8 protein-coding genes are annotated in these 13,435 nt (G+C 68.8%); all 8 read left to right on the forward strand.

Translation table 11 applies throughout. From position 1 onward, the window contains the following. The first annotated feature begins 37 nt into the window (after window positions 1-37). The 8 genes from BS329_RS28660 to BS329_RS28695 all read left to right on the forward strand — a co-directional run bounded on the left by BS329_RS28660 (window position 38) and on the right by BS329_RS28695 (window position 13,435). Window positions 38-1,354, forward strand: a complete 1,317-nt coding sequence (locus BS329_RS28660) for a nucleotide sugar dehydrogenase (protein ID WP_076164313.1) — start codon at window positions 38-40, stop codon at window positions 1,352-1,354. Beyond that, complete coding sequence (locus tag BS329_RS28665) at window positions 1,335-2,522, forward strand: glycosyltransferase family 4 protein (protein ID WP_076164314.1); 1,188 nt, start codon at window positions 1,335-1,337, stop codon at window positions 2,520-2,522. The genes BS329_RS28660 and BS329_RS28665 overlap by 20 nt, the downstream gene beginning before the upstream one ends. 138 nt (window positions 2,523-2,660) lie before the next feature. After that, window positions 2,661-3,941: a YveK family protein gene (locus tag BS329_RS28670; protein WP_143253245.1), complete on the forward strand. Its 1,281-nt coding sequence runs from the start codon at window positions 2,661-2,663 to the stop codon at window positions 3,939-3,941. Continuing rightward, window positions 3,938-5,689: a Wzz/FepE/Etk N-terminal domain-containing protein gene (locus BS329_RS28675; protein ID WP_076164316.1), complete on the forward strand. Its 1,752-nt coding sequence runs from the start codon at window positions 3,938-3,940 to the stop codon at window positions 5,687-5,689. Before BS329_RS28670 ends, BS329_RS28675 begins: the two co-directional genes overlap by 4 nt. Before the next feature lie 13 nt (window positions 5,690-5,702). Next, entirely contained in the window at window positions 5,703-7,631 is a 1,929-nt protein-coding gene (gene asnB, locus BS329_RS28680; protein WP_076164317.1) for an asparagine synthase (glutamine-hydrolyzing), read from the forward strand. A 151-nt stretch (window positions 7,632-7,782) separates the two neighbouring features. Next, window positions 7,783-9,963, forward strand: a complete 2,181-nt coding sequence (locus BS329_RS28685) for a bi-domain-containing oxidoreductase (RefSeq protein ID WP_076164318.1) — start codon at window positions 7,783-7,785, stop codon at window positions 9,961-9,963. Next, entirely contained in the window at window positions 9,963-11,909 is a 1,947-nt protein-coding gene (locus tag BS329_RS28690; protein ID WP_076164319.1) for a heparinase II/III family protein, read from the forward strand. Before BS329_RS28685 ends, BS329_RS28690 begins: the two co-directional genes overlap by 1 nt. Then, window positions 11,906-13,435, forward strand: coding sequence for a right-handed parallel beta-helix repeat-containing protein (locus BS329_RS28695; RefSeq protein ID WP_076164320.1), 1,530 nt, complete (start codon window positions 11,906-11,908; stop codon window positions 13,433-13,435). The genes BS329_RS28690 and BS329_RS28695 overlap by 4 nt, the downstream gene beginning before the upstream one ends.

Raw genomic sequence — 13,435 nt, forward strand, 5'->3', positions numbered from 1 at the left:
ACCAACGGGCAGCGGAACGCGGCTGGAGGAATTCGTCATGAAGATCAGTGTCTTCGGGCTCGGTTACGTCGGTTGTGTGTCGGCGGCGTGCCTGGCGGGGCGTGGGCACGAGGTCGTCGGGGTCGACGTGAACCCGGTGAAGATCGACCTCATCTCCGGCGGCAAGGCGCCGGTGGTGGAAGAGCGCATCGGCGAACTCACCGCCGAGGTGGTCGCCAAAGGCATGCTGAGAGCCACCACCGACGTCAGACAGGCGATCGCGGACAGCGAGGTCTCCCTGATCTGCGTCGGTACCCCGTCGGCGCCGAACGGCAGCCTGTCGACGGCGTTCCTGGAGCGTGTGGCCGAGGAGATCGGCGAAGCGCTCAAGACCAAGACGGCGAGGCACACCGTCGTCTTCCGCAGCACCATGTTGCCGGGCACCTGCCTTGACCTGCTGGTCCCCATCCTCGAGAAGTCGTCCGGCCTCACCGCCGGTGTCGGTTTCGGTGTCGCGGTGAACCCCGAGTTCCTGCGCGAGGGCAGCAGTGTCAGGGACTTCTACGACCCGCCCAAGACCGTCATCGGCCAGCTCGACGAGGCCAGCGGCGACGTCGTGGCGGCGTTGTACGAAGGGCTTCCCGGCGAGGTTTTCCGTGTCGCGATCCCCGTCGCCGAGATGACGAAGTACGCCGACAACTCCTTCCACGGGCTCAAGATCGGCTTCGCCAACGAACTCGGCGCGATCTGCCGTGCCCTGGGGCTCGACTCGCACCAGGTGATCGACGTCTTCCTCGCCGACCGCAAGCTCAACATCAGCCCCGCCTACCTCCGCCCCGGGTTCGCCTTCGGCGGCTCGTGCCTCCCCAAGGATCTGCGTGGCCTGGTCTACGCCGCGCACCGCGCGGACGTCGCCGTCCCGATCCTGTCGCATGTGCTGCCGTCCAACGACGAACACCTCCAGCGTGCCTTCGACCTGGTCGCGCGCGCCGGCAAGCGCAAGGTCGGGCTGTTCGGCCTGTCCTTCAAACCCGGCACCGACGACCTCCGCGAGAGCCCGCTGGTCGAGCTGGCGGAGCGGCTGCTCGGCAAGGGTTACGACCTCCGCATCTACGACGCCAACGTCAGCCTTTCGCGGCTGATGGGCGCGAACCGCGAGTACATCGAGGGCAGGCTGCCGCATCTCGGCCAGCTGCTGGCAGGCTCCGTCGGCGAGGTCGTCGACCACGCCGAGGTCTGCCTCATCGGCTGCACCGACCCGGACGTCCTCGCGGCGCTCCCGGCCGGCGGCGGCCACACCATCATCGATCTCGTCCGCGTACCCGACGCCGACCGGCGCCGGACTGAAGAGGGATATGTCGGTCTTGCCTGGTAAAGCTCTCATCCTCGTAGAGAACCTTTCCGTCCCGTTCGATCGCCGTGTCTGGCAGGAGTGCCAGACACTGCGCGACGCGGGCTGGGAAGTCCACGTCATCTGTCCACAAGGGACGAAGCGGGACACCGAGGCCGAAGTCACCGTCGACGGCGTCCACATCCTGCGGTATCCGCTGAAGGCCGCCACCGGTGGTCCGGCCGGGTACGTCCAGGAGTACGGCTCCGCGCTGTGGCACACGCTCCGGCTCGCCCGCAAGGTCGGCCGGGTGGACGTCGTGCACGCCTGCAACCCGCCGGACCTGCTGTTCCTGGTCGCGCTGTACCTCAAGCGCCAGGGCGCGAAGTTCGTCTTCGACCAGCACGATCTCTGCCCCGAGCTGTACCTCTCGCGCTTCGACCGCGGCGAGGACTTCCTCTACCGCGCGGTCCGCGCGCTGGAACGCCGCACCTACAAGACAGCCGACGTCGTCATCGCGACCAACGAGAGCTACAAGGACGTCGCGGTGAAACGCGGCGGCAAGTCGCCGGACGACGTCTTCGTCGTGCGCAGCGCGCCGATGGTCGAGCGCTTCCATCTGGTCCCGGCCGAGCCCGAACTGAAGAAGGGCAAGCCGCACTTGCTGGCGTACCTCGGCGTGATGGGCCCGCAGGACGGTGTCGACTACGCACTGCGCGCGCTCGCTTCGCTGCGTGACGAGGGCGGCCGCACCGATTGGCACGCCGTGTTCATCGGTTCCGGTGACGCCTTCGACGCCATGGTGGCGTTGTCCAAGGAACTGAAGCTCGACGACCAGGTCGAGTTCACCGGCCGGATCTCCGACGAAGATCTACTGCGCTACCTGTCCTCGGCCGACGTCTGCCTGTCGCCGGATCCTCTCAACCCGCTCAACGACGTGTCGACCATGAACAAGATCATGGAGTACATGGCGATGAGCCGTCCGATCGTCTCCTTCGAACTGCGGGAGGCCCGGGTTTCGGCGGGCGAGGCCGCGCTGTACGCGCCGGCGAACGACGAGCCGGAGTTCGCGAAGCTGATCGCGCATCTGCTCGACTCACCGGACCAGCGGGCGGAGATGGGCGAGCTGGGACGGGCGCGCGTCGCCGGGCCGCTCTCTTGGGAGAACTCCCAGAAAGCCCTGCTCGCGGCCTACGCCGCCGCGGTCCGCTGATCGACTTCCCGATCGCGTTTTGAACAAGACTCGGGCAATCCTGTAACCAACGCCGTGATCTCGCCGACGGGTTTGATGCCGCACGAAAACGCACCGATGGGAGATCCCGGTTTGACTGACGATACGGTGCGCCTGTCCATGATCGGGCAGGTTCTGCGCGGACGGTGGCGGACCCTGGTGGTCCTCGCCGTCCTCGGTGCCCTGGTCGGCGCGGGATCGTCGGTGATCCTTTCCCCCGGCTACCGGACCACGTCCAGCGTGCTGCTCCAGGGCCCGCGCGAGGCGGACGAACTGCTCACCCAGGCCGAGGTGGCGACCAGCTCGGTCGTCCTCGACCGGGCCGCCGCCGTTCTCGGCGACGGCGAGACCGGCGCCGATCTGCGGGACAAGGTGGCCACTTCGGTCGCACAGGGCAATGTCATCACCATCGAGACCACCGGTGACACCGCCGAACAGACGCAGCGGATGGCGGACCAGCTCGCGCAGGAGTTCGTGAAGTACTCCACGCAGATCATCGCCGGTTCCGGCGACGCCGCCGTCCAGCTGGCGCAGGAGCGCCGCGAGACGTTGCGCCAGCAGGTCGCGCAGACGAACCAGCGGATCAGCGAACTCTCCGCGAAGGTCAACGAGGGCAAGACGACCGTGGAGAGCGTCCAGCTCCGCACCGAACTGCAAGGCCTGCGCTCGTCGATCGAGTCGGCGATGTCGAGCCTGAACGCGGCCGACACCGCCAGCGGTCTCGGCAACATCGTCGTACTGGGCTCGGCCGAGCTGCCGTCCGCGGCCGCGGCACCCACACTGCCGCAGCTCGCCCTCGGCGGCGCGGCGTTGTTCTTCCTCATCGGCCTGTTCGGGCACCTCTTCACCGCCCGCACCGACCGGCGGCTACGGGACGAAGAGGAGATCGCCGCGGCGCTCGGCGGCCCGGTGCTGGCCACCCTCGACGTCGTGGACGCGCAGCCCGCCGGGACCGGTCTTCGGGCCAAGCTCCTCCGTGACGACAAGCCGTGGAACACGCCGCGGGTCGACGTGTTCGCCGACGAGATCGACTCCGACGTCCAGTACCGGCGCCTGGTTTCCCGGCTCCCGCACCGGCGGCTGCTGGTACTGGCCGCCGACGGCGACCACGCCGGGCAGGCGTCCGCCCGGCGGATCGCCGGTCTCGCCGACCGGTGGTTCACCGTCGTGACGGTGTCCCCGGTGCGGCCCGTCGTCGAAGACACCGATGCGGAAGGGGTCCTCGTCGTGTCCAGTCTCGGTTCCCGGCCCGCCTGGGAGCTGGTCGGCATCGCCGAAGCCTGCGCCGACGCAGGTCTCGCCGTGGTGGGCACCGTGCTGACCCGCCCGGTCCGGCCGACGCGCACCCGGTCCGGCGCCCCCGCTCCTTCCGACCACGAAGCACTGGCAGGTACAGCATGACCAGCGCCGAAAAAACGAAGTCAGAACCGCTCGTCGACCTTCAGCGACTGGTCGTCTCGGTACGCAGACGCCGTCGCCTGTGGCTGGCCACCGCGCTGGTGGGGTTGATCGCCGGCGGACTGGTCGCGCTCTTCCTGCCGTCGCCGCCCACCGCGGTGGCGCAGATCCTGGTCATCCACCCCGACGATTCGCCGACCGACAGCGGGACGCTGATGCGGACCGACGTCGCCGTGCTCCAGACGACGAAGATCGCCAACGAGGCGCTCAAGAAGCTGAACAGCACCCAGGCGCCGGAGGAGTTCCTCAAGGACTACGAAGGGCTGGGCCTGACGAACAATGTCCTCCAGCTGACGGTCAAGGGGAAGACCGAGGACGAGGCCCTGTCCCGCGCGCAGGCGCTTTCCGACGCCTTCATCACCGAGTACATCGCCCGCAACCAGGCAGCCGCGGCGGCGACCCAGAAAGCCCTGCTGGACCAGCGCAACCAGGCCCAGAACGAGCTGACCACGATCGAAGGCGGAATCGTCGCCGAAGAGGCCAAGGGCCGCAACGCCAATCCCGCCCAGCTGGAGCGGTTCTACTCGCGCCGGGCGGAGCTGAACTCGAAGATCTCCGACTACGACGGCCGCGCGCAGGAGGCGGGCATCGGCACGCCGAAGGTCGCCGCCGGGACGCAGATCGTGGACGCGCCGCGGATCCTGCCGCGTTCACTGCTCAAGACCCTCGCCACCGACGCCGGGATCGGCTTCGCGCTGGGACTTCTCGCCGGACTGGCACTCGCCGCCATCACGAGCGTGGTGAAGGACCGGCCGGTGCTGCGCCGCGAGATCTCTCGGCATCTCGGCGCCTCGGTCATCGCGCAGCTGCCGAAGCCGCCGCGATTCCTGCGGACCTCGCGCGCGGCCACCCGGCGGCAGCGGGTCGCGGCGACCCTCGTCCGCGCCGCCTCCCGGGAGGGCGGTTCGGTGTCGGTGCTCGACCTCGGCGCCCGCGAGGTCACCGCCGCGCTCGCCGTCGACATGGCGCGCGAACTGGCGGAGAGGGGGCCGGTCTCACTCGTCGACGACCTGCCGAAGGTGAAGCTCCGCGAGCTGGTGGGCGAAAGCCCGGTGCGGGTGCTGGAGCGCGGCGACGTGCCGATGGCGGGCAAGGAACGCCGCATCGGCGTCGGGTCGATCGAACCGGGGACGGCGTGGACCGACCTCGAATTCCTCGGCCGGGAGACGATCCTCGTCGTCCAGACCGGGTACGCGAACACCGAATGGCTGCACACCGTCGCGCGGCAGCTGGCCGACCGGCGGATCCCGATCCTCGGGGTCGTCGTGGTGGATCCCGATCCGCGTGACCACACCGACGGGACGCTGTGGGACGGCCTGCACACCGCGTTGCGCGGACGCGGCAGTGCGCTGCCGGAGCCGCAGCCCGTGCCCGCGCGGCCGGTGACGCCCGCCCGCCAGGTCATGCCGGAACGCAAGCCCGTGGCCGAGCGGGTCGCCAGGCCCGCGCCGAAACCGGTCGAGATGTTCCCCGACGAGGACGCCCCGGTGCGACGGCTTTCGAGGGTAGCGCCGGTCGAGACGGACGCCGAACGCACCGTCGAGCGGGTGCTGGAGCCGCCGCGGGAGAAGAAGAGCGTGCGACGCAGGCCTCCGACACCGCACAAGCGGCCCGAAGACCACGACAACAACGCCGATCAGCCGACCAAACGATTCTCGCCTGTGTCACCGGATAACGCCGAAGCGCTTTAGGGAGCGAAAGTAGATGTGCGGCATCGCAGGGGCCTACCTCTGGCCGGACGGGGGACCGCTCACCGATCGGCTCACCAAGATCATCGCCCATCGCGGGCCGGACGGGTCGGGGCGGTACGACCACCGTGCCGGGGACGGGGAAGTCCATTTAGGACACCGTCGGCTGTCGATCGTCGACCTGACCGAGACCGGCGCGCAGCCGATGGTCAAGGACGGCCTCGCGCTGACCTACAACGGTGAGCTGTACAACTCGCCGGAGCTGCGGAAGGAACTCGAAGCGGCGGGCGTGCGCTTCCGGGGGACGTCCGACACCGAGGTCCTGCTGGAGGCCTGGCGCAAGTGGGGCACCGAGGGTTTGCACCGGCTTCGCGGCATGTTCGCGTTCGGCGTCTTCGACGAGCGTTCCGGTGAACTCGTGCTGGTGCGTGACCAGCTGGGCATCAAACCGCTGTTCCTGGTGCGCCGCGGCAAGGGTGTCGCGTTCGCTTCCGAGCTGAAGGCACTGGCCACCGAACTCGGCGGCTCGCTGACCGTCGACGACACCGCGCTCGTCGCCTCCCTGCTGTACTACTGGGTTCCGGACGGGCGGTGCGCGTTCACCGAGGCGGAGAAGCTGCCGCCGGGCAGCTGGGCGCGGTTCCGGCCGAACGGTGACGTGGAGCGCGGCACCTTCTGGTCGCTGCGCCAGGTCGCCGAGGAAGGCGCGGCCTACGAGGGCGAGTTCGATCTCAACGCCGTCATCGAGGACTCCACGCGCAAGCACCTGATGGCCGACGTGCCGGTCGCGACGTTCCTCTCCGGCGGCCTCGACTCCAGCTACCTGACCGCGATCGCCGCGCGCGAGCAACCGGGGATCTCCGCGTACACCATCGGTTTCCGGGCCGAGGACGCGAAGTTCGAGGCGATGCCGGACGATCTGATGTACGCGAAGAAGGTCGCCGCGAAGTTCGGGGTCGACCTGCACGAGATCGAGATCGCGCCGCAGGTGCTGGACCTGCTGCCGCGGATGACCTATCACCTCGACGAGCCGATCGGCGACCCGGCGGCGATCAACAGCTACCTGATCTGCACCGCCGCCCGCGAAGCCGGGGTCAAGGTGATGCTGTCGGGCATGGGCGCCGACGAGCTGTTCGCCGGGTACCGCAAGCATCTCGCGAACAAGATCGCCGTGCGGTACCAGCGGGTTCCCGGTCTCGTGCGGCGTCCGGTGGAGTCCCTTGTGGACAGACTGCCGGTGGCGACGTCGAAGCGCGGGTTCCGCTCGGTCCGGTTCGCCAAGCGGTTCCTCTCGTTCGCGGAACTGCCGGAGGAGACCGCGTTCCGGCGCAGCTACACGATGTACGACCAGGCCGAACTCGTCGGGCTGCTGAACCCGGACCTCGCGGGCGCCGTCGACGACGTGATCACCGAGCACGCGGACACCTACCACGACAACACGTTGACGGACTTCGTGAACCGCATGTGCCTCGCCGATTCCCGGCTGTTCCTGCCGGGACTCAACCTCGCCTACACCGACCGGTCGAGTATGGCCGCGTCCACCGAGGTGCGGACGCCGTTCGTCGACATCGAGGTCGTGAAGGCCGCGTTCCGGATCCCCGGCGACAAGAAGATCGTGAAGCGCCAAGGGAAGATGGCGCTCAAGGAAGCGGCGCTGTCGATTCTCCCCGCCGAGATCGTGCATCGGCCGAAGGGGCTGTTCAGCGCTCCGCTGCGGGCTTGGATGAGCCGCGACCTCGCGCCACTGGTGCGCGAGGTGACGAACGAAGGCGAATTGGTGAAGGCCGGGTTCCTCCGTCGTGAGGCCCTGCAACGGCTCGTCGACGAAGACGCGTCCGGGCAGCAGGACCGGTCCAAGCATCTCTGGCACATCTTGACCCTCGAGTACTGGTATCGCGGCGCGATCGCGGCCCGATCCACCCCAGCTCGGCCAGGTGGGTCGTGAGCGGCGGTGTCGCGAAAGCCACTTTCGGGACATCAGATGTCCCGAAAGTGGCTTTCGCGACATGCCCGGGCAAAGGCCACTCGCGACCGAACCGAGCCGCGCGATATCTCCGCCTCCACACCTCACCTTGCCGTACCCCACTAGGAGCGACGTGAAGCAGGTAGTACAGAACTACAAGAGCGGGGAGCTGGCGCTTCTCGACGTCGGAGTCCCGGCGTGCAAACCGGGGGGTGTGCTGGTCCGCACCGCCTATTCGCTGATCTCCACCGGCACCGAGATGATGAAGGTGTCGGAGGCGAGCCTTTCCCTGGTCGGCAAGGCGAAGGCGCGGCCGGACCAGGTCGCGAAGGTGATGCAGAGCGTCGCGACGAACGGCCTGGGCGCCACCTACCGCAAGGCGATGAACAAACTCGACTCCTACACCCCCTTGGGGTATTCGCTCTGCGGTGTGGTCGAGGAAGTCGGGCCAGGGATCGACGACGTCTCCGTCGGCGATTTCGTGGCGTGCGCCGGAAACGAGCACGCGCTGCACTCGGAGCTGAACTGGGTGCCCAAGAACCTGTACTCCCGGGTGCCCGACGGCGTCGACCCGCGGCACGCCGCGTTCGGCACCGTCGGCTCGATCGCGATGCAGGGCGTCCGGCGCGGTGAACCGCAGATCGGCGACATCGCGCTGGTCATCGGGCTGGGCCTGATCGGCCAGCTGGTCGTGCAGCTACTGGTCGCCTCCGGTGTCCGCGTGGTCGGCGTCGACCCGGATCCGACCCGCTGCGCGCTGGCCGAACAGCTCGGTGCGCTCAAATGCGGCGACCCGGGCTCCGGCGTCATCGACACCGCGGTCGCGGAGATCAGCGCCGGGCACGGTGTCGACCAGGTATATCTCGCCGCGGGCGGCAGCACGAACGAGCCGGTGGAGCTGGCCGCGAAGCTGAGCCGCGACCGCGGCCGGGTGATCGACATCGGCAAATGCTCGCTGAACCTGCCGTGGAACGCCTACTACGAAAAGGAACTCGACGTCCGGTTCTCCCGCTCGTACGGCCCCGGCCGCTACGACCCGGAGTACGAACTCGAGGGTCGCGACTACCCGATCGGCCAGGTCCGCTGGACCGAACGCCGCAACCTCGAATGCGTCATCGACCTGATGGGCAGCGGCCGTCTCGACGTCGAGCCGCTGATCTCGCACGTCTCGGACTTCTCCGACGCCGTCGAGACGTACCGGAAGCTGAACGAGGGCGAGCTCAAGGCCGTCGCGGTGCTGTTCGAGTACGAGAAGCGTGCCGCCGCCACGACCGAGCAGGTCACCTCGGTTTCCGTGCCGAAGCCCTCGGCCGTTCGTGCGGCGCCGAAGGCAGGCGGCGTGCGGATCGGGTTCATCGGAGCGGGCAACTACGCGTCCTCCATGCTCCTGCCGCAGCTGGCGGAGATGGAGCATGTCCACCTCACCGAGGTCGTCACCACCTCCGCGCTCTCGGGCGCGAACGCCAAGCGCAAGTTCGGGTTCGCCCGCGCCACCACCGATCTCGACACGATGCTCGCGGACTCCGCGATCGACGCCGTGTTCATCGTGACCCGGCACAGCTCGCACGCCGAGCTGACCCGGCGGGCGCTGCTCGCGGGCAAGGCCGTCTTCGTCGAGAAGCCCCTCGCGCTGTCGGAGAAGGAACTCGAGATCGTGCTCGGCGCGATCGAGGAGTCCGGCAACGACCGGCTGCAGGTCGGCTTCAATCGCCGGTTCGCCCCGCTGCTGAACGAATCGGTGCTCCACTTCGGACCGCGGATCGGCCCGGCTTCCGTGCGATACCTGGTCAACGCCGGTCAGCTCGACGCGGGCAGCTGGTACAACCAGTCCGACAGCGAGGGTTCGCGGTTCGCGGGCGAGGGCGGGCACTTCATCGACACGGTCAGCTGGCTACTCGGGTCCGATCCGGTCTCGGTGTACGCCACCGCGACCCCGGGGCACCAAGACCTCCAGATCCTGCTGCGCCACCCGGACGGCTCGACCGCGTCGATCGCGTACACCACCAGCGGCTCGTCGGCGTTTCCCAAGGAAACGATCGACGTCACCGCCGACGGCAAGGTGCTGAAGTTCGACGACTTCGCGCGCGCGTCGGTGTTCGGCCGCAAGAAGTGGGCCAGCTCCCGCATCCCCAAGGGCCGTGACAAGGGCCAGGCCGCCGAACTCGAAGCGTTCGTCAACGCGCTGAAGACCGGGGTGTCGATGCCGGTGTCCGTCGACTCGCTCGTCTCGACCACGCTGGCCACGCTCGCGGTCAACCGCAGCCTCGAAACCGGGGCGCCGGTGCGGATCAACGCCAAGGAAGGGCTCGGCTGATGGATCCGTCCTGGTACCTGCGAAGACTGTCGCGGATGGGGCCCGCCGAGATCGCGGGCCGGGTCACCGACGTCGTGCGCAAACGCCAGTGGCGCGGGGTCGCGGGCGAGCAGGCGGCCTGGCTGCCGGACCGGCGGTTCACGCGGGTGCCGGGCGAAGACGTCCTCGCCGCCGTCTCCGGCGAGGCGGTCAAGGACCTGCTCGTCAAGGCGGACCGGCTCATGGACGGCCGCGCCGAGTACTTCGGCGTCGAGCGGGACGACCTCGTCGACCCGGACTGGTCGTACGACCCTAAGACCGGTCGACGCGCACCGTCCGATGTGTACTCCTTCGACATCCCGTATCGGAGCGAAGACGCTGTCGGCGACATCAAGCAGATCTGGGAGCCGTCGCGGCACCAGCACCTCACCGTGCTGGCCGCCGCGTACGCCCTGACCGGTGAGGACCGGTACGCCGAGCGTGTCGCCGCGCACCTGAAGTCCTGGTGGGCGGCGAACCCGCCGATGCGCGGGGTGCACTGGGTCAGCGGGATCGAACTCGGCATCCGGCTGCTGTCGTGGGTGTGGGTCCGGCGGCTGCTCGACGGCTGGGTGCGGGCACCGGCGCTGTTCGAGGACAACCCGGTGGCGCTCAACCAGATCTGGCATCACCAGCGCTGGCTGGCCGCGTTCCCGAGCCGGGGTTCGTCGGCGAACAACCACGTGATCGCCGAGGACGCCGGGCAGCTCGCGGCCGCCTGCGCGTTCGGCTGGTTCCCGGAATCGGTCCAGTGGCGGGATTCGGCACTGGCGTCGCTGGACAAAATGGTGCGGCACAACACCTTCGACTCCGGTGTCAACCGTGAACTCGCCACCGAGTATCACGGCCTCGTCCTGGAACTCGGGCTCGCCGGGGCGCTGGAGGCGAAGGCCGCCGGTGTCGCGGTGCCCGAGTCGACCTGGCTCGTGCTGCTGCGGATGACCGACGCGCTGGCGTCCATGGTGGACAATCGGCTGCGGCCGCCGCGGCAAGGCGACGCCGACGACGGCTTCGGCCTCATCGTCGACGGTGACGAGACCAGTCGCTGGGCGTCGCTGCTCAACACCGGGTCAGTCCTTTTCGGACGGTTGGACTGGTGGCCGGAGGTTCGCGGCGGGGACGTCCGCACTCCGCTGTTCTCCGTGCTGGTCAAGGACATCCAGGTCCGCTCGAAGCGTCCGGTCCGGCGCCGGGACGACTTCGCCGACGCCGGGATGACCATCCTGCGTGACGGCGAGATCTGGTGCCGCTGCGACGGCGGGCCGCACGGCTTCCTGTCCATCGCCGCGCACGCGCACGCGGACGCGCTCTCGGTCGAGGTCCGGCACGACGGTGTCGACATCCTCGCCGACCCCGGAACCTACTGCTACCACGGCGAACCGAAGTGGCGGACGTACTTCCGGTCGACGGCCGCGCACAACACGCTCGAACTCTCCCGTGCCGACCAGTCCGTGTCCGGTGGCCCGTTCCTGTGGACGAAGCACGCCGTCACCACCGTGATCGCGGCCGGGACGCCGTCACGCTGGAGTGCCGAACACGACGGCTACGCCCCGGTGGTCCATCAACGGTCGGTGGAGCTGGAGGACTCGACGCTGCGGATCGTGGACGAGGTCCGCGGCGGTGAGGCACAGCCATGCCGTCTCGCGTTCCACTTCGGCCCGGCCGTCGAGGTCGTGCTTTCCGGCGGGACGGCGACGCTGTCCTGGACGGTCGACGGCCAGGAGCGGACGGCTTCGCTCGCGCTGCCGCCCGAATTACGATGGTCGGCGCATCGCGGCGAGACCGGACCGCCGCTCGGCTGGTACTCGGCCGGGTTCGGCCGCCGCGAGCCCGCGTGGACGGTGCTCGGAGCCGGAACCGCCGGCGCCGGGGGCACGTTGTCCACCCGGCTCACCTTCGACACAGGTAACGAGGATCCCCCATCGTGACCGCACGATCGCATCGTCTCCGCCGGGCAGCGCTAGTGGTGCTGCTCGGCCCGCTGGCGCTCGTCTCCTGCACCACCCCGGCCGACGAGGCCGGGCCCGGACCGGATCCGGCGAAGGCGCCGTCCGGTTCGACAGCGCGGGTGTGCGACAAGTTGCCGCCGGGTCCGGCGGAGGCGCCGGCGGGGGCGGTGAAGATCGATCCGGCGGTGCCGGGCGACCTCGCCGCGAAAACGCGGTCGAGCCCGCCCGGGACGACGTTCTGGCTGGCACCGGGCACGCACAAACTCGGCGACGACCGCTACGACCAGGTCAACCCGAAGGTGGGCAACGTCTACCTGGGCGGCCCGCAAGCGGTGCTCGACGGCCGGAAGATCAACCAGTACGCGTTCTCCGGCGACGCCACCGACGTCAAGATCCAGAACCTGACCGTGCGGGGCTTCGCCGCACCGCACGACGAGGGCGTGGTCAACCACGATTCGGCCGACGGCTGGGTCATCGAGCACAGCGCCGTCCAGGACAACGACGGCGCGGCGCTGATGGCGGGCGCGCGGCAGCAGGTCCGGGGGAACTGCCTGCGGCGCAACGGGCAGTACGGGATGAACGCGTACGCGCAGAGCAACAAGATCACCGGTCTCGTCGTCGAGGGCAACGAGATCACCGGGAACAACACCGGTGACTGGGAAAGCAAGATCGACGGCTGCGGCTGCACCGGCGGGATCAAGTTCTGGTCGGTCGACGGCGCCGACATCCGGGGCAACTGGGTGCACGACAACCGCGGTGTCGGGCTGTGGGCCGACACGAACAACAACGACTTCCGCATCGAGGGCAACGTCATCGAGAACAACGACGGCTCCGCCCTGATGTACGAGACCAGCTACAACGCCGTCATCAGCGGCAACACCATCCGCCGCAACAACTGGGTGGACGGCAAGGGCTACATCGACCGCGGCGACAGCTTTCCGGTGGCGTCGATCTACATCTCCGAGTCCGGCGGCGAGCCGAGGGTGAAGGCCCGCACGGACAAACTGGAGATCTCCGGCAACTCGTTCGAGAACAACTGGAACGGCGTCACCCTGTGGGAGAACTCCGACCGGTACTGCAACAGCCCGGCCAACACGTCGTCCGGCTCCTGCACGCGATTGGTGCCAGAACAGGCGAAATGCGCCCAGCCCGGGATCGCGTCGGGCCCGCTGAACGCCGACTGCCGGTGGAAGACCCAGCGCGTCGAGATCCACCACAACCGGTTCGCGCTCGACCCGGCCGTCGCCAACTGCGAAGAAAGCTGCGCGCGGATGGCGATGCTCGCGAACTTCGGCACGTTCCCGGAGTGGTCGCCGTACAAGGGCGAGGTCGTCCAGCGGGCGATCACCTTCGACCAGGGCAACCGGTTCTACGACAACACCTACTCCGGGCCGTGGAACTTCGTGGGCTTCGAGCCGAGCCGGGTGCTGGGCTTCGGTGAATGGCAGGGCGCGCCGTACCGTCAGGACCAGGGCAGCAAGTTCACGCGTGCGGGAGGTGGCTGA

This window comes from Amycolatopsis coloradensis (genome assembly GCF_001953865.1).
Lineage (GTDB): Bacteria > Actinomycetota > Actinomycetes > Mycobacteriales > Pseudonocardiaceae > Amycolatopsis > Amycolatopsis coloradensis.

Bases quoted from the DNA above. Each gene is read 5' to 3' on its own strand.
- BS329_RS28660 (WP_076164313.1), top strand. From the start codon at position 38: ATGAAGATCAGTGTCTTCGGGCTCGGTTACGTCGGTTGTGTGTCGGCG.
- BS329_RS28665 (WP_076164314.1), top strand. From the start codon at position 1,335: ATGTCGGTCTTGCCTGGTAAAGCTCTCATCCTCGTAGAGAACCTTTCC.
- BS329_RS28670 (WP_143253245.1), top strand. From the start codon at position 2,661: ATGATCGGGCAGGTTCTGCGCGGACGGTGGCGGACCCTGGTGGTCCTC.
- BS329_RS28675 (WP_076164316.1), top strand. From the start codon at position 3,938: ATGACCAGCGCCGAAAAAACGAAGTCAGAACCGCTCGTCGACCTTCAG.
- asnB (WP_076164317.1), top strand. From the start codon at position 5,703: ATGTGCGGCATCGCAGGGGCCTACCTCTGGCCGGACGGGGGACCGCTC.
- BS329_RS28690 (WP_076164319.1), top strand. From the start codon at position 9,963: ATGGATCCGTCCTGGTACCTGCGAAGACTGTCGCGGATGGGGCCCGCC.